The 23,612-nt window shown below is 70.8% G+C and carries 19 protein-coding genes; 9 read left to right on the top strand and 10 right to left on the bottom strand.

What is annotated here, in order from left to right; genetic code table 11:
* Positions 1–12: 12 nt before the first annotated feature.
* The 5 genes from AC4NN1_RS09775 to treZ all read left to right on the top strand — a co-directional run bounded on the left by AC4NN1_RS09775 (position 13) and on the right by treZ (position 7,512).
* Positions 13–696, top strand: coding sequence for a GTP pyrophosphokinase (locus AC4NN1_RS09775; protein ID WP_018185640.1), 684 nt, complete (start codon positions 13–15; stop codon positions 694–696).
* 2 nt (positions 697–698) lie between these two features.
* A complete protein-coding gene (locus AC4NN1_RS09770) occupies positions 699–1,172 on the top strand; it encodes a hypothetical protein (RefSeq protein ID WP_018185639.1) in 474 nt (157 codons plus the stop codon).
* Between the two features lie 69 nt (positions 1,173–1,241).
* On the top strand, positions 1,242–3,452 hold the full coding sequence (glgX, locus tag AC4NN1_RS09765) for a glycogen debranching protein GlgX (RefSeq protein WP_491955146.1): 2,211 nt from the start codon (positions 1,242–1,244) through the stop codon (positions 3,450–3,452).
* The gene (gene treY, locus AC4NN1_RS09760; protein ID WP_491955145.1) at positions 3,449–5,797 is read left to right on the top strand and encodes a malto-oligosyltrehalose synthase; all 2,349 of its coding nucleotides are present in this window, start codon (positions 3,449–3,451) and stop codon (positions 5,795–5,797) included. Before glgX ends, treY begins: the two co-directional genes overlap by 4 nt.
* On the top strand, positions 5,794–7,512 hold the full coding sequence (gene treZ / locus AC4NN1_RS09755; protein WP_491955144.1) for a malto-oligosyltrehalose trehalohydrolase: 1,719 nt from the start codon (positions 5,794–5,796) through the stop codon (positions 7,510–7,512). The genes treY and treZ overlap by 4 nt, the downstream gene beginning before the upstream one ends.
* Before the next feature lie 153 nt (positions 7,513–7,665).
* Here treZ and AC4NN1_RS09750 read toward each other — a convergent pair whose 3' ends face one another.
* Positions 7,666–8,982: an HNH endonuclease signature motif containing protein gene (locus AC4NN1_RS09750; RefSeq protein WP_491955215.1), complete on the bottom strand. Its 1,317-nt coding sequence runs from the start codon at positions 8,980–8,982 to the stop codon at positions 7,666–7,668.
* A 196-nt stretch (positions 8,983–9,178) separates the two neighbouring features.
* Here AC4NN1_RS09750 and AC4NN1_RS09745 point away from each other — a divergent pair, with 196 nt between their 5' ends.
* Positions 9,179–10,000, top strand: a complete 822-nt coding sequence (locus AC4NN1_RS09745) for a TspO-related membrane protein (RefSeq protein WP_336125840.1) — start codon at positions 9,179–9,181, stop codon at positions 9,998–10,000.
* Positions 10,001–10,004: 4 nt separating this feature from the next.
* Here AC4NN1_RS09745 and AC4NN1_RS09740 read toward each other — a convergent pair whose 3' ends face one another.
* The 4 genes from AC4NN1_RS09740 to AC4NN1_RS09725 all read right to left on the bottom strand — a co-directional run bounded on the left by AC4NN1_RS09740 (position 10,005) and on the right by AC4NN1_RS09725 (position 12,567).
* Complete coding sequence (locus tag AC4NN1_RS09740; protein WP_311858789.1) at positions 10,005–10,730, bottom strand: glutamine amidotransferase-related protein; 726 nt, start codon at positions 10,728–10,730, stop codon at positions 10,005–10,007.
* Positions 10,731–10,772: 42 nt separating this feature from the next.
* On the bottom strand, positions 10,773–11,507 hold the full coding sequence (locus tag AC4NN1_RS09735) for a LysR family substrate-binding domain-containing protein (RefSeq protein ID WP_491955143.1): 735 nt from the start codon (positions 11,505–11,507) through the stop codon (positions 10,773–10,775).
* 59 nt (positions 11,508–11,566) lie between these two features.
* Entirely contained in the window at positions 11,567–12,079 is a 513-nt protein-coding gene (locus AC4NN1_RS09730) for a thermonuclease family protein (RefSeq protein WP_363456581.1), read from the bottom strand.
* 80 nt (positions 12,080–12,159) lie between these two features.
* A complete protein-coding gene (locus tag AC4NN1_RS09725; RefSeq protein WP_018185630.1) occupies positions 12,160–12,567 on the bottom strand; it encodes a UDP-3-O-(3-hydroxymyristoyl)glucosamine N-acyltransferase in 408 nt (135 codons plus the stop codon).
* Positions 12,568–12,681: 114 nt separating this feature from the next.
* Here AC4NN1_RS09725 and AC4NN1_RS09720 point away from each other — a divergent pair, with 114 nt between their 5' ends.
* Complete coding sequence (locus tag AC4NN1_RS09720) at positions 12,682–13,329, top strand: YitT family protein (protein WP_018185629.1); 648 nt, start codon at positions 12,682–12,684, stop codon at positions 13,327–13,329.
* The gene (locus tag AC4NN1_RS09715; RefSeq protein WP_231370926.1) at positions 13,329–13,628 is read left to right on the top strand and encodes a putative quinol monooxygenase; all 300 of its coding nucleotides are present in this window, start codon (positions 13,329–13,331) and stop codon (positions 13,626–13,628) included. Before AC4NN1_RS09720 ends, AC4NN1_RS09715 begins: the two co-directional genes overlap by 1 nt.
* A gap of 12 nt (positions 13,629–13,640) precedes the next feature.
* Here AC4NN1_RS09715 and AC4NN1_RS09710 read toward each other — a convergent pair whose 3' ends face one another.
* The 4 genes from AC4NN1_RS09710 to AC4NN1_RS09695 form a co-directional block, all read right to left on the bottom strand.
* Positions 13,641–14,414, bottom strand: a complete 774-nt coding sequence (locus tag AC4NN1_RS09710; RefSeq protein WP_020097886.1) for a DNA-formamidopyrimidine glycosylase family protein — start codon at positions 14,412–14,414, stop codon at positions 13,641–13,643.
* A complete protein-coding gene (locus AC4NN1_RS09705) occupies positions 14,407–19,116 on the bottom strand; it encodes an ATP-dependent helicase (RefSeq protein WP_491955142.1) in 4,710 nt (1,569 codons plus the stop codon). Before AC4NN1_RS09705 ends, AC4NN1_RS09710 begins: the two co-directional genes overlap by 8 nt.
* A gap of 59 nt (positions 19,117–19,175) precedes the next feature.
* Positions 19,176–20,852, bottom strand: coding sequence for an ABC-F family ATP-binding cassette domain-containing protein (locus tag AC4NN1_RS09700; protein WP_491955141.1), 1,677 nt, complete (start codon positions 20,850–20,852; stop codon positions 19,176–19,178).
* Between the two features lie 285 nt (positions 20,853–21,137).
* A complete protein-coding gene (locus AC4NN1_RS09695; RefSeq protein WP_336125852.1) occupies positions 21,138–21,797 on the bottom strand; it encodes an alpha/beta hydrolase in 660 nt (219 codons plus the stop codon).
* Between the two features lie 84 nt (positions 21,798–21,881).
* Here AC4NN1_RS09695 and AC4NN1_RS09690 point away from each other — a divergent pair, with 84 nt between their 5' ends.
* The gene (locus AC4NN1_RS09690) at positions 21,882–22,508 is read left to right on the top strand and encodes an NUDIX hydrolase family protein (protein WP_020097890.1); all 627 of its coding nucleotides are present in this window, start codon (positions 21,882–21,884) and stop codon (positions 22,506–22,508) included.
* A gap of 18 nt (positions 22,509–22,526) precedes the next feature.
* Here the strand turns inward: AC4NN1_RS09690 and AC4NN1_RS09685 are convergent, their stop codons facing one another.
* The gene (locus tag AC4NN1_RS09685; protein ID WP_491955140.1) at positions 22,527–23,594 is read right to left on the bottom strand and encodes a threonine aldolase family protein; all 1,068 of its coding nucleotides are present in this window, start codon (positions 23,592–23,594) and stop codon (positions 22,527–22,529) included.
* Between the last annotated feature and the right edge of the window lie 18 nt (positions 23,595–23,612).

Below are 23,612 nucleotides of genomic sequence, written 5' to 3'. Positions count from 1 at the left end.
TAGCGTCGCCTCATGTCCACTCCGCTCGATGAGCAGCAGATCACGGTGTCCGCCTCCTCTCTTCGGAGCATGCGCGATGAGTTCCAGCGCTTCCTCATGGAGTACCGGTTCGGCCTGCAGGAGATCGAGACGAAGATCTCGATCCTCCGCGAGGAGTTCCACGAGATGCACGACTACAACCCGATCGAGCACGTCTCGAGCCGCGTGAAGTCGCCCGACAGCATCGTCGAGAAGATCCAGCGCCGCGGCATCGACCCTGATTTCGAGTCCGTGCGCGCACACATCACCGACGTCGCCGGCATCCGCATCACCTGCAGTTTCGTGAACGACGTGTATCGCCTGTTCGACCTGCTGACCGCGCAGGACGACATCACCGTCCGCGAGGTCGAGGACTACATCGCGACCCCGAAGGGGAACGGCTACAAGAGCCTGCACGCGATCCTCGAGGTGCCCGTCTACCTCTCGACGGGACGCGTCGACGTGCCCGTCGAGGTGCAGTTCCGGACGATCGCCATGGACTTCTGGGCGAGCCTCGAGCACAAGATCTACTACAAGTACGAACGCCAGGTGCCCGATCACCTGCTGGGGCAGTTGAAGGATGCCGCGGACGCCGCCGCCGAGCTGGACGCCCGCATGACGCGCCTCCACCAGCAGATCCGCGGCGCCGGATCCTCCGCACCGACGCACCTCGTCTGACGGTGGCGGCGCACACGACCGGCGGTCTGCTGCAGGCGGCGCGCGAGCGCCTCGAAGGGTCGCCGCGGGAGCGGCTGGGGGAGTGGACGACGAACCGCCGCATCCTGGGCATCGGACGGGCCCCGCGGATCGTCCCGGTGACGGATGCCTGGCACATCGGGGCGCTCCTGATCGGCGAGGACCGCGTCTTCGCGACCGGCGAGGTGCTGCGCGCGCGGCACGACGCGATCCGCGGGTACACCGCCGAGGCGCAGCGCGCGCGGTCGGAGCGGGCCGCGGCCGCGTTCCGGGGCGGGTTCGCCGAGGGCGAGGTGCTCCACCTGGGGTGGACCGAGATGGATGCCGCCGCCGTCGACCGCGGCGAGGGCTCCGGCATCCTGTCGCTGCAGGGCGGCGTGCCGCACGTCGCGTGGAGCCACACGGGTCCGCCGAGACCCCTCGCGGACTATCTCGACGACATGCTGTCCCTGCGCTGACCTGTCAAGGGCCCGGGGTCGGAAATACTGCCTGGGTACTGTGGCATTCCACCTATCACAGGAGTCCGCATGCAGGTTTGGCCCGGTTCCGCTTACCCTCTGGGAGCGACCTTCGACGGTAATGGGACGAACTTCGCCCTGTTCAGCGAGTGCGCCGAGAAGGTCGAGCTCTGCCTGTTCGACGAGAGCGGCGAGGAGACGCGCGTCGAACTCATCGACGTCGACGCATTCGTCTGGCACGCCTACCTGCCGTCGGTGCAGCCCGGTCAGCGCTACGGCTACCGCGTGCACGGCCCGTACGACCCCGAGAACGGGCAGCGCTTCAACCCGAACAAGCTGCTCCTCGACCCCTACGCGAAGGCCGTCGACGGCCAGATCGAGTGGGACCAGTCCGTCTTCAGCTACACCTTCGGCGACCCCGATTCGACGAACGACGACGATTCGGCCGGCGCCATGATGAAGGGCGTCGTCGTGAACCCCTACTTCGACTGGCAGGGCGACCGCCAGCCGAAGACGCCGTACGCCGAGAGCGTCATCTACGAAGCCCACGTGAAGGGCCTCACGATGACGCACCCCGACATCCCCGAGGACATCCGCGGAACCTACAGCGCGATCGCGCACCCGGTGGTCATCGAACACCTCAAGAAGATCGGCGTCACGGCGCTCGAGCTCATGCCGGTGCACCAGTTCGTGAACGACTCGACCCTCCAGGAGAAGGAACTCTCCAACTACTGGGGCTACAACACGATCGCCTTCTTCGCGCCGCAGAACACGTACTCCGCGGCCGGTGGCGTCGGCCAGCAGGTGCAGGAGTTCAAGGCGATGGTGCGCGCGCTCCACGCCGCGGGCATCGAGGTCATCCTCGACGTCGTCTACAACCACACCGCCGAGGGCAACCACATGGGCCCGACGCTCTCGATGCGCGGCATCGACAACCTCGCCTACTACCGGCTCGAGGACGACGACAAGCGGTACTACACGGACTACACCGGCACGGGCAACAGCCTCAACGTCGGCAACCCGCACACGCTGCAGCTCATCATGGACTCGCTGCGCTACTGGGTGCTCGAGATGCACGTCGACGGCTTCCGCTTCGACCTCGCTTCGACCCTCGCCCGCGAGTTCTACGACGTCGACCGCCTGTCGGCCTTCTTCGAGCTCGTGCAGCAGGACCCGATCGTCAGCCAGGTGAAGCTGATCGCCGAGCCGTGGGATATCGGCCCCGGCGGGTACCAGGTCGGCAACTTCCCGCCCCAGTGGACCGAGTGGAACGGCAAGTACCGTGACACCGTCCGCGACTTCTGGCGCGGCGAGCCGTCGACGCTCGGCGAGTTCGCGCTGCGCCTCACGGGCTCGGCCGACCTGTACGAGCAGGACGGGCGGTGGCCGGTGGCATCCATCAACTTCGTCACCGCGCACGACGGGTTCACCCTGCGCGACCTCGTCTCGTACAACGAGAAGCACAACGAGGCCAACGGCGAGGACAACAACGACGGCGAATCGCACAACCGCTCGTACAACCACGGTGTCGAAGGCCCCACGGACGACCCCGACATCCTGCGGGTGCGCGCACGTCAGCAGCGGAACTTCCTCGCGACGATGCTGCTGAGCCAGGGCGTGCCGATGATCTCCCATGGCGACGAGCTCGGTCGCTCGCAGCACGGCAACAACAACGGCTACGCGCAGGACAACGAGCTCACCTGGATCGACTGGACGGCGATCGACCAGCCCCTCATCGAGTTCACCTCGGTGCTCGCGCGACTGCGCCGCGACCACCCGACGTTCCGGCGGCGGCGGTTCTTCGACGGGCGTCCGGTGCGGCGCGAGGAGGGAGCACCGCTCCCCGACATCGCGTGGATCCGTCCGGACGGTTCGGCGATGCAGCCCGAGGATTGGGATTCTGGCTTCGGCCGCGCCGTGGGCGTCTTCCTCAACGGTGACGGCATCCGCGAGCGCGACCGCCGCGGCGAGGAGATCCACGACCGCCACTTCTTCGTGTTCTTCAACGCGAGCGACGAGGCGATCGACTTCACCATCCCCACGGCGACCGCCAGCCCGCGCTGGGAGGTCATCGTCGACACCGCCGGCGGCGTGGACGAGATCCCGATCGTCGACCCCGGCGGCACGGTCACGGTCGGAGGTCGGGCGCTCGTCGTCCTGCGCGACCACGAGCAGGAGACGGTCGAAGTCGATTCATCGGTGGCCGCGTCCCTTTCCGCGATGACCGGGGCGATCGACGTCCCCGCGCAGTCGCAGCAGAGCGAGCTTCCGCACTCATGACCGTCGACCAGAAGGCTCCGCTGTCCACCTATCGGCTGCAGATCCGGGCCGGATTCGATCTGGATGCCGCAGCCGAGCTGACCGACTACCTGCGTGATCTGGGAGTGGACTGGGCCTACCTGTCGCCGATCCTGGCCGCGACGAGCGGATCGGACCACGGGTACGACGTCGTGGACCCGACGGTCGTCGACCCCGAGCGCGGCGGCCCCGAGGGGCTGTCGCGGTTCGCCGCCGCGGCGCGCGCGGCGGGCCTCGGCATCCTGATCGACATCGTGCCGAACCACCAGGGCGTCTCGGACCCGCGGCAGGACCCGTGGTGGTGGGACGTCCTGCGCCAGGGGCAGGCGTCGCCCCACGCGGCGGCCTTCGACGTGAACTGGGCGCTCGGCGGACGGCTGCGGCTGCCCGTGCTCGGGTCGGAGCTCGATGCCGCCGTCGAGGCGGGCGAGATCACGATCGATGCCGAGGCGGGCGTCGTCCGGTACTTCGACCACGAGTTCCCGCTCGCGGACGGCACCGGCGAGGGTGACCTCCGCGACGTCCTCGCGGCGCAGCACTACGAGCTGCTGTTCTGGCGCCGCGGTGACGCGGAACTCAACTACCGTCGCTTCTTCGCCGTGACGACGCTCGCGGGCGTCCGCGTCGAGGACCCGGCCGTGTTCGATGCGAGCCACGTCGAGATCGTGCGGTGGATCGACGAGGGTCTCGCCGACGGTCTGCGGGTCGACCACCCGGACGGCCTCGCCGACCCGGGCGGGTACCTCGACCTGTTGGCGGATGCCACGGATGGTGCGTACGTGCTGGTGGAGAAGATCCTCGAGCACGGCGAGGACCTGCCGTCGTGGTGGGCGACCGAGGGCACGACCGGATACGACGCGATGGCGGTCCTCGACCGCGTGCTCGTCGACCCGTCCGGCGAGCAGGGCCTCACCTTGCTCGACACGCAGCTGCGAGACGGTGCGGCAGCCGACTACGCCGACATGATGCACGAGGCCAAGCTCGCATGGGCGACCGACGGCTTGCACGCCGAGGTGCTGCGGCTCGCGGCGCTCATCCCCGCCGGTGAGCGGAACGGCGCGTCCGACGAGCAGTGGCTCGACGCGCTCGCCGAGCTGCTCGCGGCGTTCCCGGTGTACCGCGCCTACCTTCCCGCCGGCGTCGAAGAGGTCGATGAGGCGGTCGCGCTGGCCTCGTCGCGCCGTCCCGAGCTGGGCGACGCGTTCGAGACGATCGCGGCGCGCCTGACGGCCGGCCCCGACAGCGAGTTCACGAGGCGGTTCATGCAGTCGACCGGTCCCGTCATGGCGAAGGGCGTCGAGGACACGACGTTCTACCGCTGGACCCGGCTCGGCACGCTCACCGAGGTGGGCGGCGACCCGACCGAGTTCGCAGTCGACGTCGACGGGTTCCATGCGGCATCCGCTCGTCGTCAGGCTTCGTGGCCGGCGGCGATGACGTCGCTGTCGACGCACGACACGAAGCGCAGCGAGGACGTCCGGACGCGCCTGTCCGTGCTGGCCGAGATGCCGGAGCGGTGGGCCGAGGTCCTCGGCGAGCTGCGCCAGGTCGCCTCGACCGGTGACGGCCCGTTCGACAACCTGCTCTGGCAGGCGATCGTCGGCGCGTGGCCCGCATCGCGAGAGCGTCTGCACGCGTACGCCGAGAAGGCGTCGCGCGAAGCGGGGAACAGCACGACCTGGTCGGACCCGGATGAGGCTTTCGAAGAGAAGATGCACGACCTCGTCGACGCCGCTTTCGGTGACGCGCGTGCGATCGTCGAGGGCTTCGTCGACGAGATCACGCCGCTCGGCCGGTCGAACTCGCTCTCGCTGAAGCTGCTGCAGCTGGCGGGCCCGGGCGTCCCGGACGTCTACCAGGGCACCGAGCTGTGGGACCACTCGCTCGTCGACCCCGACAACCGTCGCGAGGTCGACTTCGCGGAACGCCGGCGCCTGCTCGCACGTCTCGACGAGGGGTGGATGCCGCCGGTCGACGCGTCGGGCGCGGCGAAGCTGCTCGTGGTGTCGCGCGCCTTGCGGTTGAAGCGCGACCATCCGGAGCTGTTCACGCGGTACACGCCGATGACGGTCGCGGGGGAGGCCGCGGACCACGCGGTCGCCTTCGACCGCGGCGGCGTCGTGGCGGTGGCGACGCGGTTGCCGGCCGGGCTCGCCGCTCGCGGCGGCTGGGGCGACACCGAGGTGCTGACGCACGTCGGCCCGACGGTCGACGTGCTGACCGGGCGCCGGTTCGAGGGCGGTCGTCTGCGGCTCGCCGACCTGCTGGACACCTACCCCGTCGCGCTGCTCGCGCCGGCGGACGTCATCGAAGGGGACGCATCGTGATCGAGGTCTGGGCTCCGCGGGCCGAGCGGGTGCGGCTGCGCCGTCCCGGTGCGGATGACGTCGCGCTGACCGCCGCCGGTGACGGCTGGTGGCGCACCGACGTCGCGCTGGCGGACGGCGACGAGTACGGCTTCGTCCTCGGTGACGGCGACGACCTCCGTCCCGACCCGCGGTCGCGGCGGCAGCCGCGAGGCGTCCACGACGCGTCGGCGTGGGTGGACCCGGCATCCTTCCCGTGGACGGATGAGGCGTGGACCGGCCGGCAGCTCGCCGGCGGGCTGATCTACGAGCTGCACCTCGGGACGTTCACGCCCGAAGGGACGTTGGATGCCGCGATCGCCCGGTTCGACCACCTGATCGACATCGGCGTGACGCACATCGAGCTGCTGCCCGTGAACGCCTTCAACGGCACCCACAACTGGGGCTACGACGGCGTGCTCTGGTACGCCGTGCAGGAGACGTACGGCGGTCCGGCCGCGTATCAGCGCTTCGTGGATGCCGCGCACGCGGCGGGCCTCGCGGTGATCCAGGACGTCGTCTACAACCACCTGGGGCCGAGCGGGAACTACCTGCCCGAGTACGGTCCGTACCTGCGCGACGGGTCGCGGAATACATGGGGCGACAGCCTCAACCTCGACGAGGCGGCCGTGCGGTCGTTCATCGTCGACAACGCGCTGATGTGGATGCGGGACTTCCACGTCGACGGTCTGCGGCTGGACGCCGTGCACGCGCTGCACGAGTCCGGGGAGCAGCCGGTGCACATCCTGCAGGAGATCGCGGAGCGGACCGACGCGCTGAGCGCGCACGTCGGGCGGCCGCTCACGCTCATCGCCGAGAGCGACCTGAACGATCCGGTGATGTTCCTGCCGCGCGAGGCCGGCGGGTACGGCCTGACGGCGCAGTGGTCGGATGACTGGCATCACGCCGTGCACGTCGCACTGACCGGCGAGGCGGTCGGCTACTACGAGGACTTCGCCGACCCCGAGGCGCTGCCGAAGGTGTGGACGGAGGGCTTCTTCCACAACGGCACCTACTCGTCGTTCCGCGAGCGGGATCACGGCAAGCCCGTGCCCGACGACGCGGCATCCTGGCGACTGGTGACCTACGCGCAGGATCACGATCAGATCGGCAACCGCGCGGCGGGAGACCGGTTGACGGCGACGCTGTCGGCCGATCGGCTCGCGGTCGCCGCCGTGCTGACGCTGACCGCGCCCGGGACGCCGATGCTGTTCATGGGCGAGGAGTGGGGTGCGTCGACGCCGTGGCAGTTCTTCACCTCGCACCCCGAGCCGGAACTCGCCGAGGCGACGGCGAAGGGCCGGATCGCGGAGTTCGTGAAGATGGGCTGGGACGAGAGCATCGTGCCGCACCCCAACGACCCCGCGACGTTCGAGCGGTCGAAGCTGGACTGGTCCGAGGTGTCGCAGGGCGATCACGCGCGGCTGCTGGATCTCTACCGGCAGTTGGCCGATCTGCGGCGCTCGCGGCCCGAGCTGACGCACCCGGGTCCCGGTGGGCGGGATGCCGAGGTGCAGACCACCTCGACGGGTCCCCGGTACGTGCTGCACCGCGGCGCGGCGCGGGTTCTCGTGAACCTGTCGTCCGAGCCGTGGGAGGTCGCCGGCGGCGACGTCTGGATCGCGTCCGTCGAGCCGACGTCGGCCGGCGAGCGGCTTGTCGTGGCCCCGGAGTCCGCGGTCGTCGTCGGGGCGTAGTCCGCGTTCCCCTGTCGCGACGCGCCGTGCGCGCTCGCCGTCCGCGACAGGGGAAGTGGGATGCCGGGGGTCGCTCATCGGCTGTGGCTGTGGCGCGGTGTTCTGCGTGGCGCAGCGCGCGCAGGATCGGCCCCGGTTCAGGCCTGTGTCGGGTCAGAAGGGTGCCGGGTCTCCGGGGTGTGTGGTGGCAGGGGTGAAGGCGACGGCCGGGGTGGGTGCGTCTTCGCGGTAGATCCTGCCGAGGGGTGAGGTCCATTCCAGGACTCCACCCCTCAGTTGTCGGACCCGCCATGCGGTGAACTGCTTCATCGAATGGTGTCGTTGGCATAGGTGGGCGAGGTTGGAGAGTTCGGTTTTGCCGCCGAGGGCGTGGTCGTGGGTGTGGTCGACTTCGCACCGGATGGCGGCGACGCGGCAGCCGGGGAACCGGCAGTGCTGGTCGCGGGCTTGCAGGAACCGTCGCATCCCGGATGGGACACGGTACGAGTCGGTGGAGACGGTGACTCCGGTGGTGGGGTCGTGGAACAGGCGCTCCCACGTGTGCGTCGCACCGGCGAGAAGGCGGGCGGTCGCAGGGTCAATGGGGGAGCGGCCGGTCAGATCGCACGGTCCATCATCGGCACCGATCAGAGTCGCTGCGGGAATCAGTACCTGCACGCGCGCGCGGATCGCGCCCAGTGGCCCGGCGGTCGTGTCGCGCGTGTCATCAAGCGACGGCGTGCCGGCGAGGAGCAGGTCGGCGAGCACGTCGGCGCGGACCTGATCGGTCGATCTCCCGTCGGTCGCGATCACATCTAAGGGCGCCGAGCGCTCCTCGCGGGTGTCGACGATCGCCCGCGCCTGCTGTGTGAGCCGGTCGTGGATCCCCTCCGCAATCACGGTCGGCAGGGTCGCGATTAAATCCGACATCCCGTCCCGGCCCGGGATCAACCTGACGCACCGCCGCGCCGCAGCTTCCTCATGCCGCTCGGCGAACGATCGCGGATGCATCCGGTGCGCCAGGATCTCCAGCTCACCCCGCACTCGGTTCGGGGTCTCGCCTTCGCATCGCTCGATCGCAATGGCTTCGAACTCAGCCCATATCTCTGCGGGTAGGTTCAGCCCGGTCTCGACGATCGCCTTCACATGCCCGCGCACGATCCGCCCGGCTTCCCACGCGGCCACGGCCGCCGGGAATCCTTCGATCGTAACCCGAGCCTCCCCGATCCGCCGCTGCATGGTGCGGTCGGTGGTCCGCATCGCTCCGCCGATCTCTGCGGCGGTCGACCGCAGCACCATGTCGTGCAGGGTCACTTTCGCGTTCGGGGGCGCGCCCTGTTCCTCCGCCAGTCGGCCCGCAGCAGCGAGCGTACGGAGCTGCGCGATCTGCACCGCGGCCATCCGCCGCTCCACGTCCTCGACGTCCGCAACGATGCCCGCAATGGCGGCGAGATACGCATCCCCACCAGGGGTTTCCATCGCTTCTGTCATACCTGAACTATCGCACCAGCCTCCGACATCGAGACCCTGAAAACTGCGGAACTCAGGCGCCGCGAACAGATCCCAAATGAGGAACCTCTCACTCGCGAATCGACACCCGACGCACCCGACCTTCACCCCCCTCAAGCCCCGCTCGAAGCCTGTCAAGAGGTCGCCGCCGCGCGCCACGGGGACGTACCGTGACGGCATGATGAGCTCCACCGCATCCCGTTCGTCGGACCTCACCCGCCAGATCGTCGTGATCTCGGCGGTGACGTTCATGCTGATCGCCGCCCTGTTCGGGGCCGGCGTCCTCGGCGGGACTCCGGTTCAGGACCTGCAGAACGGCGCGCTCTCGGCGACCTCCACGGTGCTCGCTCCCGCGGCCCAGGCCTTCTCGATCTGGAGCGTCATCTACCTGTTCATGATCGCGTACACGATCTGGCAGGCACTCCCGTCGCAGCGCGGCAGTGACCGCCAGCGCAAGGTCGGCTACCCGATCGCCCTCACGGCCGTCCTCAACGGGCTCTGGCTGCTGGCCGCCCAGTACACGACGCTCCTCGTCACCGTCCTGACGATCGTCGCCCTGCTCGTCGCGCTGGGCTGGACCATCCGCATCCTGGTGCTCAATCCGCCGCGCACGTTCGCCGAGACGTTCTTCACCGACGTCACCGTCGGACTGCACCTGGGCTGGGTCACGCTCGCCACCGTCGCGAACACGACCGCCTGGCTGACCGCTGAGGTCGCGCCGACGTCGTGGGGCGACGCCGCCACCGCGTGGGGGATCGCCGTCATCATCGTGGTCGTCCTGATCGCCGCCGCGAGCGCGATCCGCACCGGCGGACGCCTCGCACCGGCGCTCGCTTCGGCGTGGGGACTGCTGTGGATCGGCATCGGCCGGTTCGCGACCGAACCTCAGTCCACCCCGATCGCGATCACGGCGTGGATCGCCGCCGCGATCGTCGTGATCGTCCCTCTCGTGCTCTGGGCACGCGGACGTCGCGGGGAACTCTCGCTCGCGCGCAGCTGAGCGGTCAGAAGATCTCGGCGAATCGGCGCAGCAGCCGCTGCGGCTCGTCGAGATCGGCCGCGAGCACGACCGCGGCGACGGTGTCGTACTCGTCCGCGTCGAAGTAGCCGTGGTTGCGGTAGATCGTCATCCGCTCGGTGAACGCGACGCCGGTCGGCTCGGGGTGGAACTGCGTCGCGTACAGCCGGTCGCCGATCCGGAACGCCTGCACGGGGCACTCGTCGTTCGTCGCGAGGAGCACGGCGCCCTCGGGCAGCCGCTCGATGGCCTCCTTGTGCGCCGTCAGGGCGGTGAACTCGGCCTCCAGCCCGCCGAACAGGAGATCCTGCCGACCCGCATCAGTGAGACGGATGCCGGTGGGCCCCGTCCCCTCCGGGTACTCCCGCGTCACCTCGCCGCCGAGGGCGCGTGAGGCGACACCGATCCCGAAGCACGTGAACAGCGCGGTCGTCCGCCCCGCCACGGCAGTCCGGGCCACGGCCTGCAGCCCCGCCTCGATCCGCACCTGCTCCGCGGACTTGGCGTCGTCGGCATCCGTCGTGTTGAACGGGCTGCCGCCGACCACGAAGCCGCGCCAGCGTTCGAACGCGTCGGCGGGCAGGTCGTCGTCGACCAGGTTCCAGCGCTCCAGCCCGCTCTCACCGACACCCATCGCCTGGTGGAACGACGCGTACTCGCCGTCCGCGGCATCCACCTGCGGGCGAACGCACAGATAGACGAGCGGAGCCATTCCTCGAGTCTAAATGCCCGGTCCGGGGCCGAACGCCGTGCGTCAGCGCGAGGAGTTCGAGGTGCGCCCCCGGACGATCCCCACGAACGTGTCGACCAGCTCGGTCGCCCCCTCGGCTGGCCAGGCGAGTGCGACGGCGGATGCCGGGGCCTCCGCGAGTGGCCGGAACGTCACGTCCTTGCGGTGGTGCAGTCGGGCGAGCGACATGGGCACGAGGACGATCCCGACGCCGGTGGCCACGATCTCGACCGCCTCGCCCGTCGTGGCCGGCGCCGCGAATCGCGGCTCCGAGGTCCCCGCGACATCGAAGGACAGGACGTCGTCGCCCGGCACGATCCGGACCTCGCCGAGAAGGTCTTCCGCGGTCAGCTCGTCCGCCGCCGTCAGAGCGGAGTCGGCAGCGCACACCACGACCGTCGTCTCCTCGTAGAGCGGGATGACGTTCAGACCGTCGCGGTCGATCGGCAGCCGGACGATCGCCGCATCCACGTCGCCCCGCGCGAACGCCGCGCGTTGATCCGCGACCGCGAGAGGGACGAGCTCGAGCGGGTTGCGCGGCATCCGGGTCTTCCAGATGTCGATCCACTTGCCCGGCGTCGCCCCCGGGATCGCGCCGAGGCGGAACGGGCCCGACGGCGGTGGGGGTGCCGGCGCGACCGGTGCGGGGGCCGGCTTCCGCTTCGGCGTGGGCTTCGGAGTCGGTTTGGCGCCCCCCGCGCGGCCCTTCCCCGGCGTCGGACGGCCGCCCTTGCGCTGGGGTCCGCCGCGTGTCGCCATGCCTGCCAGCGTAGCCGCGCGCCTCGGGACGCTTCGGGATGCCACGGGGATGCCGCGGCTCAGCAGGTGCCCCACCGTCCGGCGCCCTGGGCCCGAGCGGCGGATTCGGCAGCGGCCAACCGCTCCGCGTACCGGGTGTTCGGTGCGATGCGGAGCGTCGCAGCGTGGCCCTCCGCCACGAGCGCCTCGTTGACGAACGTCCCGTCCGCGGTCCACAGGTAGCGGAGTTCGCGGTCGTACCGGTCGAGGTCCTCCCGGTCGGCGACGGCCCGGAGGCGGGCGCCCTCGGGCGCGAGCTCGCGCAGCCGGGCGGTCGCGGCATCCGCTCCGCATTCCGGTTCGGGATGCGCCTCGGGAGCGTCGATGCCGATCAGACGGACTCGAGTACCGTCCGCAGTCACGAGGGTGTCGCCGTCGACCACGCGCTGCACCGTGATCACGTCGGCTCCCGCCGGCATCCCCTCACCCGTCGACCCGCGCAGAGCGGATGCCGCGACCCAGATCCCCGCCAGCAGGAGCGCACCGACGAACCCCGCGACGACGGCGCGGGTCGAGCGGCGCGGGGTGGTCATGCGCCGAGGCTAACCCCAGCCACAGACGAAGGCCCGACCCCTGGAGAGGGATCGGGCCTTGCAGACGTGTGAGGGGGCGGTCAGGCCGCCAAGCGGAGGCCGCGACGGTCGGTCGCGACGCGCTCGCCTTCGGGGATGCTCTCGTCGTCGCCGATGAGGGACTCCGGTGCGACCCGCGCTCCGGCGCCGACGAAGCAGCGGACGCCGATCTTCGCGCCGGCACCGATGGCTGCTCCGGGTCCGATGTGCGCGTGGGGTGCGATCTCTGCGTTCGGGCCGATGACGGCCTCCGGTTCGATCCACACTCCGCGTCCGATGCGGGCGCCTGCGGCGATCTGCGCCCCGGGTTCGACGTAGCTTCCTGCTTCGACGATCGCACTCGGGTGCACCTTGGCTCCGTTCGCGATCAAGCCACGTCCGTTGGCGTGCTTGCGGTAGCGCAGCGTCTCGCCTCGGTCGTTCTCGATGTCGATGTAGTTCTTGCCCACGGGTCCTCCTTGACGGATACAACGTCCCACAGGGCATTTCATTCCCGAATGGCACCCGAAATCACGGGGTTGACCGCGGCTGGGTAACCTGATTCGGTGACAGCGCACGAAGAGATGGCCGACCCCGCCGCCCCCGAGACGGGCCCGTCGCTCGTCTTCGAGGAGAAGGCCGCTCCGCACACCTGGCTCGACGACATCGTCGGACTCGCGACCGGAACGTTCACCGTTTCCCTGGGATTGTTCCTGCTGCACATGAGCATGGCCGTCACCGGCGGCACCGCGGGCCTGTCCCTGCTGCTGAACTATGCGCTCGACTGGCCGTTCGCGGCACTGTTCGCCGTCGTCAACCTGCCCTTCGGCGTCCTGGCGGTCTGGAAGCGCGGGTGGAACTTCGCCCTCCGCACCCTGGTGTGCATCGGGGCGGTCTCCGGATTCTCCGTCCTCATCGAGCACCTGTTCCTCATCGAGAGGATCGACCCGGTCTTCGGGACCATCGCCGGCAACCTCCTCGCCGGGATCGGCCTGCTGATCGTCTTCCGGCACGGCGCGAGCCTCGGTGGGATCAACGTCGTCGCCCTCGTGATCCAGGATGCGACCGGAATCCGCGTGGGGTGGACCATGATGGTCTTCGATGTCCTCGTCATCCTGCTCGCCCTCCTGGTCGTCCCCTGGCAGTTCGTTCTGCTCAGCGCGGCGGGGGCCGTCGTGCTGAACCTCGTCCTCGCTCTGAACCACCGGCCCGGCCGGTACATCGGTCACTGATGGTCGACATCGGAGGAGTACGCCTGTCGGGCAGGATGATCTGCGCGACGAAGGACGAAGCGGATGCCGTGCGGCGCCACCTCGACGCGCACATCGAGCGCACGCGGGCCGAGGACGGCTGCCTGCTGTTCGAGATCACACCGCTCGGCGGCGGTCGTGCGTGGTCGGTCGAGGAGCTCTGGACCGATGCGTCCACGTTCCGGGAGCACCAGCGACGCGCCGCGGACAGCGAATGGGGTCGCGCGACGGCGGGGATCGAACGCCGTTACCGCGTCGAGGGACTCACGCCGGACGAATGACCGGTCGGCCGGTCACGGCTGGCAGACGGGGCACCAGAACACGATCCGCTCGCTCGTCGCACGCGCCCCGAGCTCCGATCCCTCGATGAGCGTGCCGCAGCGTCGGCACGGCTTGCCGCCGCGTCCGTAGACCCACGTCTGCTTCCCCGGGCGGTTGTCGCCCGTGAACGTGCGCCCCTGTCGATCCCGGTTCGCGCGGATCATCCGCACACCCGTGTCGATGAGACCCGCGACGTCGACCTCCTTCGCGAGTGCGGTGGGACGGATGCCGCGCACGAACAGCAGCTCGTTCGCGTACTCGTTGCCGAACCCGGCGACGTTCCGCTGGTCGAGGAGCGCCACGTGGATCGCACGCTCGTCGGCTGCGACGTTCGCCACCGCCTGCGCCGCGTCCCAGTCGGCGGAGAGCGGATCGGGCCCGAGGTGCCCGACCACGCGGTCCTCCTCGGCGGTCGGCAGGACCTCGACCATCGCGAGCTCGAAGCCGACGGCGTCCGCGGGTCTCGTGCCGACGATCGCGCGGGCCTGGAAGGCGGGGGCGCGCCACTTCTGGCCCGGCCTGTAGACGTGCCAGCGGCCCTCCATCTTGAGGTGGGAGTGCAGGGTCTGCGCCCCGATGCGCATGAGCAGGTGCTTGCCGCGCGGCACGACCTCGCGCACCGTCTCACCGCGCAGGTCGACCGTGGCGCTCCGCGGCACACGCACCTCGAATCGCGTGACCTCGTGGCCCGCGAGCGCCTCGTGCAGCTTCCGCGCGGCTCGGAAGACGGTGTCGCCCTCAGGCACGCTGAGGCTCCCGTGAGCCGCGCCGCAGGGTGAGGCCCTTGGGCGACTCGACGAAACCGGCGTCGCGGAGGGCGCGGCCGGCGGCGGTCGTGTAGACGAACGCACCGCTCACCTGCTCGATCGTGAGGGTGTCGAGGCCACGGGCGCGTGAGGTCTCGACGAGGCTGCGCGCGGCGGCGACCAGGACGTCCTCGTCGTCGGTGAAGGCGAGCGCGGTGCGCCCGCCGCGCTCGAGGTAGAGCACGAGGGTGCCGTCGACCAGCACGACCAGTCCGCCGGCTTTGCGGCCGGGGCGGTGGTTCACTCCCTCGATCGACGGCCAGTTCAGCGCCGCGCCGTAGGGGTTGGCGGGATCGGTGGCGGCGAGCGTCCGCGCGGTGAGCGGTGCGGGCTCCGGCACCGACGCGAACTCGCGGAGCCGGTCGACGGTCGCCGAGGTCGCGAACTGGGCGGCCCCCAGCTTCTCGACGAAGTAGCCGCGCCGGCAGTGCCCGGCATCCTCGAATCCCGCCAGGATCCGGTACACCTGCGCGAAGCCGCCCGGGACCCCCTCGGCCTGGACCGAGCCGCGGGTGACGACGCCGTAGCGCTCGAGGAGCATGCCCGCCGTCGCGGTCGCCCGCAGGGTCGCATCGTCATCGGGGACGGGCAGCAGCGACCAGCGGCCGCCGACCATGGCCGGGCGCTGCGGTGCGGGCCGCGCGGCGGCGGCGATCGGCGCCCCGCGGAACATGCGGGTGCGGGGTGTACGCCGCGTCACCCGGTGCGCTTGCGATCCGCCGGCGAGGAGCCCTCGGACGGGCGCGAACGTGTCGTTCGTGACGCGCCCCGACCAGGTCAGGTTCCAGAGCGCGTCGATGACGGACTGCTCGTTCGGCGCCTCGACCATGCCGACCAGCTGACCGGCGAAGTAAGCGCCGCCGGCGCCGAGCGCGTCGAGAAGCGACTGCTCGAACGGCGTGACCTCGTCTTCGGGGATCTGCAGCGTGAGCGTCGCGGCATCCGCGGGGTGCAGCGCGATCCAGCCGTCGCGTCCGGGCAGAGAACCGTGACCCGACCAGAGCACCTCGCCGGTCGCTGTCAGTTCGTCGAGCAGGGCGGGGGAGTAGTTCCGCACGCGCGACGGCAGGATGAGCGATTCCCACGCGCTTGCGGGGAGCGGGACACCGGCGAGCTGCTCGACCACGGCGAGCACCCCGTCGACCCCCTCGAGCGGACGCGTCAGGTGCTGCCAGACGGGCAGGAAACGCCCCAGCGCCTCGGGCTCGACGGGTTCGACGCTCCCGCGGATCGCGGCGAGCGAACGCATCCGGATGCGGCGCAGCACCTCGCTGTCGCACCACTCGAGGTCGTCCGGGTGTGCGGAGTCCGCGGGCAGGAAGAACCCGCTCGCGAGCCGGCCCTGCGCTTCGAGCCGCTGCAGTGTCTGACGGGCGACGGCGCCGCCCACGCCGAGGCGCGTCGCGACGTCGGAGGTCCGGAACGGTCCGTGCGTGCGGGCGTACCGCGCGACGAGGTCGGCGAGCGGATCGGCGACGGGTTCGAGGAAGGCCGTCGGGATGCCGACAGGCAGCGCCGCGCCGAGGGCGTCGCGCAGGCGGCCCGCATCCTCGATGCCGGCGACGCGGGGGGCGCCGCCGAAGGTGACGCGGATGGCGCGGCGGGTGTCGACGAGTTCGTCGAGCAGAGCCGCGGAATCGGCTTCGGTCGCTGCCAGAGCAGGCGCGTCCGGGTCCGTCGCCGCACCCTCGAGCCGTTCTGCCACCTCGGCGACCGAGAGCGGCCCGAGCAGCCGCAGCAGGTCGGCGACGCCCTCGACGCCGCGTACGCGCCTCGTCGGATCGAGTCGCTGGAGTTCGCGCTCGTACTGCTCGATGACGCCGGGGTCGAGCAGCTCGCGCATCTCGATCTTGCCGAGCAGCTCGCTCAGCAGGGCAGGATCGACCGACAGCGCTGCCGCTCGGCGCTCGGCGAGGGGCGAGTCGCCCTCGTACATGAACGCGCCGACATATCCGAAGAGCAGGTCGCGCGCGTACGGCGACGGCGAGCTCGTCGTCGTTTCAACGAGACGGATGCGGCGGTCCGCGATGCTCCGCGCGATCCGCAGCAGGGCCGGGAGGTCGTAGACGTCCTGCAGGACCTCGCGGAGGGTCTCGAGGATGATCGGGAAGGTCGGGTGCTCCTTGGCGACCTCGAGCAGTTGCGCGGAACGCTGGCGCTGTTGCCACAGGGGCGATCGCTTGTTCGGGTTGAGGCGGGGGAGCAGGAGTGCCCGAGCCGCGCATTCGCGGAACCGCGAGGCGAACAGTGCGGACCCGCCGACCTCCGAGGTGACGAGCTGTTCGAGCTCGTCCGCGTCGAAGACGAACAGCTCGGCTCCGGGCGGCTCGGCATCCGTGTCGGGCACGCGGGCGATGATCCCGTCGTCGCTCGCGACCGCGGCACCCTCGACGCCGAGACGCTCGCGGATCCGCGCGTTGACGGCCAGTGCCCACGGTGCGTGCACATGCATGCCGTACGGGGAATGCAGGATGACGCGCCAGTCGCCGACCTCGTCGCGGGAGCGTTCGACGGTCAGGGTCTTGTCGGTCGGAAGGCTGCCCGTCGCCTCGCGCTGCTCGCCGATGTAGGCGAGCAAGTTGCCGATCGCGTTGTCGTCGAGGCCGGATTCCCGCAGCCGCGCGACCGCCTTCTCGGGCTTCGCCGTCGAGAGTTCGCGCGAGAACTTGCCGAGGGCCTCGCCGAGCTCCGCGGGACGGCCGAGACCGTCGCCGTGCCAGAACGGGAGCTTGCCCGGCTGACCGTAGGCGGGGAGGACGTTCACCCGGTCGTGGGTGATCTCGACGATGCGCCAACTCGTCGTGCCGAGGGTGAACACGTCACCCACGCGGGACTCGTAGACCATCTCCTCGTCGAGCTCGCCGACACGGGCGTTGCGCGCCTCGCCCGAGATGAAGACGCCGAACAGTCCCCGGTCGGGGATCGTGCCGCCGCTGGTGACCGCGATGCGCTGCGCACCCGGCCGGCCGGTGATGGTCCCGGCATCCCGATCCCAGACGACGCGGGGACGCAGTTCGGCGAAGGCATCGGACGGGTAGCGGCCGGCGAGCAGGTCGAGTGTCGCTTCATAGGCCGAGCGGGGGAGGGAGCGGAACGGGGCCGAGCGTTTGACGGTCTCGAACCAGCCCTCGACGTCGAGCACGGCCACGGCGGAGGCGGCGATCGTGTGCTGGGCGAGGATGTCGAGTGGATTCTGCGGCACCGAGATCGCCTCGATCTGCCCCGCGAGCATCCGCTCGGTCACGACGGCCGTGTGCAGCACGTCGCCGCGGTGCTTGGGGAAGAGCGCGGCGCGGCTGACCTCGCCGACCTGGTGGCCGGCGCGACCGACGCGCTGCAGACCGGATGCCGCCGAGGGCGGCGCCTCGACCTGGATCACGAGGTCGACGGCGCCCATGTCGATGCCGAGCTCGAGGCTGCTCGTCGCGACGACGCAGCGGAGCGCCCCGGACTTCAGCTCGTCCTCGACCTGCGCGCGCTGCTCCTTCGACACCGAGCCGTGGTGCGCCTTCGCGAGGATCGCTTCGACCCCGGCTGACGCGCCCGCCTGCGCCATCATGGTGGCTGGCACGGTCGGATCCGGCACGTCGATGCCGACCCTCTCGGCGTAGATCTCGTTGAGCCGTCCCGTCAGACGCTCCGCGAGGCGACGCGAGTTCGAGAAGACGATGGTGGACCGGTGGGCGAGGATGCGGTCGACGATCGCCTCTTCGACGTGCGGCCAGACCGACCCGGTCATCTCCGACGACTGCGGCGGCGTGTACCAGTTGCCCCCGTCCCCATCCCCGTCGTCGTCCGGATCGACGGCGACCGGCTCCTCCTCCTCGGGTGCACCGGGTGGGGGCGGCGGGTTCGTGAGGTCGTCGATCGGCACGACGACGGACAGATCGAACGCCTTCGTCGCCTTGGGTGCCACGATGTCGACCGGAGCCGCTCCGCCGAGGAACCGGGCCACCTCATCGATCGGGCGGACCGTCGCCGAGAGGCCGATGCGCTGCGCCGGGGTCTCGAGCAGGGCGTCGAGGCGTTCGAGGCTCACGGCGAGGTGGGCGCCGCGCTTGGTCGCCGCGACGGCATGGACTTCGTCGACGATGACGGTGTGGATGCCGCGGAGCGTCTCGGCCGCCTGCGAGGTCAGCATCAGATACAGCGACTCGGGCGTCGTGATGAGGATGTCCGGCGGGTCGGCGAGCAGGCGCCGACGGTCCCCGGAAGGCGTGTCGCCGGAGCGGACACCCACGGTCACGTCGGGCGCGGGCATGCCGAGACGCCGGGCCGACTGCCCGATGCCCACCAGCGGGGAGCGGAGGTTGCGTTCGACGTCGACGCCGAGCGCCTTGAGCGGCGAGACGTAGAGGACGCGCGTGCGGGGAGGCGCGGCATCCGCGCGCTTCTTCCTGCCTCGGGCGGACTTCTCGTCGTTGGCCGCGGGCTTCTCGGCCACACGGTCGCGGAAGATGCGGTCGAGCGCCCAGAGGAACGCCGACAGCGTCTTGCCCGAGCCGGTCGGGGCGACCACGAGCGCGTGCTTGCCGGCGGAGATCGCCTGCCAGGCGCCCGCCTGCGCAGCCGTGGGTGCGTGGAAGGCGCTGCGGAACCAGTCCTGCGTCGCAGGGCTGAACCGCTCGAGGACGTCCGCCATGGTTCCATCATCGCGCGGACCACCGACACCGGGCCGGGGCTTGCGCCCCGGCCCGGTCGTCAGACCTCCGTCATCCGACCCTCCCGGAGTTCCAGGGTGAGGTCGGCGCCGACCCTGCTGAGGAACGCGCCGTCGTGGCTGACGACGAGGACCGCTCCCCGGTAGGCCGACAGAGCCTCGACGAGCTGGTCGACCGTGTCGAGGTCGAGGTTGTTCGTCGGCTCGTCGAGCACCAGGAGGTGCGGCGGCGGGTCGGCGAGCAGCAGACGGGCCAGAGCCACCCGGAACCGCTCGCCGCCCGAGAGCGCCGAGACGGGCCGGTGCACCGTATCGCCGCGGATGAGGAACCGAGCGAGGCGGTTCCTCAGCTCGACGTCACCGACCCCGGGTGCCGCGGCGCGGATGTTCGCCAGCACCGCGGCATCCTCCTCGAGCCCGTCCACCCGCTGCGACAGGTAGCCGATCCGGTCGGTGTGCGCCTCTGCGCGGGCGCCCGACGGTGCCGAGTGCAGGGCGGATGCGGCATCCGACCCCGGTTTCGGCCCACCGCCGTCGGCCGAACCTGCACGCGGCACGTGAGGCGCCGCCCCGGCCGACGCGACGAGCCGTTCGAGCAGCGTCGTCTTGCCCGCGCCGTTCGGTCCGATGAGCGCCACCCGCTCCGGTCCTTGGATGATCCAGGAGCGCTCGCCGTCGCCGATCGTCGCGATGCGGCGGCCCGTGCCGACATCCGGATCGGGCAGGTCGATCCGGACCGTGTCGTCGTCGCGCACACGGCGCCCGGCGGTGTCGGCCGCGGCACGCGCGGCATCCACCTTCTCGTTCGCCTCGACGCGGAGCTTGCCCGCCGTCACCTGCGCCGAGCGTTTCATGGTGCCTAGCACGATCTTCGGTGCCGCCTTCCGCGCGGCGAGCTTCTTGCCGTGCGCATCGCGCGTGGCGATCGCCGATTCGATCTGCTGCCTGTCTCGCTTCTCCCGCTTCAGTACCTGCCGGGCCGTCGTCTCGGCCTGGGCGGCGGCGGACTGCTCGGTGTCGAGCCACGCCTTCCAGGCCGAGTACGGTCCGCCGAACACCGACAGCTCCGAGCCGTAGAGCTCGGCGGTGTCGTCGAGCTCCTCGAGCAGCGCCGTGTCGTGGCTCACCACGATGAGCGTGCCGCGCCAGGTCCGAACGAGCTCGTGCACGCGGGCTCGCGCGTCGCGGTCGAGGTTGTTCGTCGGCTCGTCGAGCAGGGCGATCTCGGCCCCGCGGAGCCGGACGCCGACGAGGGCCGCCAGGACCGCCTCGCCGCCTGAGAGCTCGCCGACCGCTCGGTCGAGGGCGCCTTCCGGCAGCCCGACCTCGGCGAGGGCCGCGGTCGCCCGCGCCTCGACGTCCCAGTCGTCGCCGACCGTGTCGAAGTGGCGCTCGTCGACATCGCCGCGCTCGATCGCCCGCACGGCGCCCAGGACCTCGCCGATCCCGAGCAGGTCCGCGACGCGGCGTCCGGTGTCGAGCGTCAGCTGTTGCGGCAACAGGTCGACCCGCCCCGCTGTGGTGATCGAGCCTGATGCCGGTGCGAGGGTCCCGGCGATCAGTTTCAGCAGCGTGGACTTGCCGGATCCGTTCCGGCCGACGAGGCCGGTGCGGCCGCCGCCGAAGGCTCCAGTGACCTCGCTGAGCAGGGCGGTGCCGTCGGGCCAGGCGAAGGTGACACGGTCGAGGGTGACCGCGGAGGTGAGTGTGGTGGGCATGAGGCGCCTCCCTGTGAGGGGTGCGCGGACGTCTGCGTCGACGGACCGGTCCGTAGCGCTCGGTGCGGCCGGGCAGCACGATGTGCTGCGGTCGAAGGATGACGGTCCGCGCCGGTCGGTGAATCGATCACCGGGCGGACTGTCGAATCGTCCTCGGGGAGGGTCGACGGGTCAGCGCGGGATCACAGCGCGATCGCGTCGATAACCTTCAACGGCTCTTCCTCACACTCGGGACAGGACGTCGATCATCGTAGCCACGTCGGTGAGCGGATGCCAGAGGCCGACTCAGCTCTTCGGTGCGGCCAGCTGCTTTTCGAGGAACACCCGCACGTCGCCGAGCTCCTCTGCTGACACGCTGTGCGCGAGGTCGGGGTAGACGCGTCCGCTGAGGTCGACATGCCCCGGCAGCCACTGCGCGGTGTGGTCGACGAAACGCGGCGGGATGACCTCGTCGCGCGCGCCGCGTCCCCAGAACACCGGCGGGCGCACCTCGGCCAGCTCGGCATCTCCGTCCGCGGGTTCGGGGAACGCGTAGCCGGCGAGGTTCACGGCGAATGCCGCACCCTGCGGTCGCATCCGCATCATCTGCAGCGCGATGACGCCGCCCTGCGAGAAGCCGAGAAGACCGACGGATGCCGCATCCCCCCGCACACCGTCGACCCAGTCCCAGACGGCACGGGTCGAGCCGACGACCTCGTCGTGGTCGCGGCTCTCGACGCCGTCGATCGTGAACCACGAGTACCCGGGCATCGGGAAGCGGGGGGCGAGCGGCGCGCGCACGGCGGCGACCACGAACTCCCCGGGCAGGTGCGGCGTGAGGCCGAAGAGGTCCGCCTCGTTCGACCCGTAGCCGTGCAGAAGCACCAGCAGCGGCCGATCGCCGCGCTCCTCGGCAGGCGCGGACCACAGGACGGCGTCGGGATCGAGCGGGGAGGCGGCCACCATGCGTCCATCCTGCCCCAGGCCCCCGACACGGGTGACACGTCCGACACGGGGCGCCGCGGCATCCGCTCGGGTATACATGGAGGCATGGCCGTCCGCACTCCCGACCCCGACCCGAACGAGCGTGACGACGAGGGAAGCGGGAGCGATCCGCTCCGCGGGCTCGGGTCGTCGATGGGCCGTCCGGGTTCCGCGGGCAACCCCGCGTGGCTGAGCGACGTCGAGCTCGCCGAGGCACGCCGCCGGCTGCCGATGCTCTACGTCGAGGCCGTCCCGGTGCGTCTGGACGGGATGGGCGCGGTGACCGAGGTCGGCATCCTGCTGCGGGCGACGCCGATGGGCGAGATCTCCCGCACCATCGTGTCGGGCCGCGTCCGCTACGGCGAGACCGTGCGCGACGCGCTGTTCCGCCACCTCGAGAACGACCTCGGACCGATGGCGTTCCCGATGCTGCCGCCTCAGCCCGCGCCGTTCACCGTCGCGGAGTACTTCCCGATCCCCGGTGTCAGCGCCTTCCACGACGACCGGCAGCACGCCGTCTCGCTCGCTTTCGTCGTGCCCGTGACCGGAACGTGCGAGCCGCGTCAGGACGCGCTCGAGGTCACCTGGATGTCGCCCGAGGAGGCCTCGTCCGACGCGCTCGCGGCCGAGATGGAGGGCGGCCGCTCGACGCTCGTGCGGCAGGCCCTCGCCTCGGTCGGCGCCCTGCGCTGACCCGCGCTTGCCGCGACCTCAGCCGCGGGTCAGGCGCGACAGCGCCGCGACGAAGGCGTCGACGTCGGACTCCGTCGTGTCGAACGAGCACATCCAGCGGACCTCGTTCTTCGAGGCATCCCAGTCGTAGAAGCGGAACGACTCACGGAGCTTCTCGGCGACGCCGTCGGGAAGGATCGCGAAGACGCCGTTCGCCTGCGTCGGCTGGCTGAAGCGCACGCCGTCGATCGATCCCTCGGCCAGCCCCGCCTCGACGGCCGCGCGCAGTCGCGCCGCCATGGCATTGGCGTGGCGGGCGTTCCGCAGGTACAGGTCGCCTTCGTACAGCGCGATCAGCTGGGCCGAGACGAAGCGCATCTTCGACGAGAGCTGCATGTTGAGCTTGCGCAGGTAGGGGAGGCCCTGGGATGCCGCCGGGTCGAGCACGACGATCGCTTCGGCTGCGAGCGCGCCGTTCTTCGTACCGCCGGCGCTGACGAGGTCGACACCGGCATCCTTCGTGAAGGCGCGGATCGGCAGGTCGAGCGCCGCAGCGGCGTTCGACAGTCGTGCGCCGTCGAGGTGCAGACGCATGCCGCGCGAGTGGGCGTGGTCGGCGAGGGCGCGGATCTCGTCGGGCGTGTAGAGGGTGCCGAGCTCGGTGGACTGCGTGATCGAGACGACGAGCGGCTGCGCGCGGTGCTCGTCGCCCCAGCCCCAGGCCTCCATGTCGACGAGCTCGGGGGTGAGCTTGCCGTCGTCGGTCGGGACGTTCAGGATCTTGATGCCGGCGACCTTCTCGGGAGCGCCGCCCTCGTCGACGTTGATGTGGGCGGTGGATGCCGCGACCACAGCGCCCCAGCGGGGGAGCATCGACTGCAGTCCCGTCACGTTCGCGCCGGTGCCGTTGAAGACGGGGAACGCCTGCGACCCCTCGCCGAAGTGGTGCGCGAAGACCTCCTGCAGACGCGCGGTGTACACGTCCTCGCCGTAGGCGATCTGATGGCCGTCGTTGGCGGCGGCGATGGCCGCGAGAACCTCGGGGTGGACCCCCGAGTAGTTGTCGCTGGCGAAGGAGCGGATCATCGGGTCGTGGAGCGTCGTCACCTCTCAAGCCTAGGTCGC

The organism is Microbacterium sp. MDV22-iso44 (genome assembly GCF_058629135.1).
This window is presented reverse-complemented; position numbering and strand designations above follow the sequence as displayed.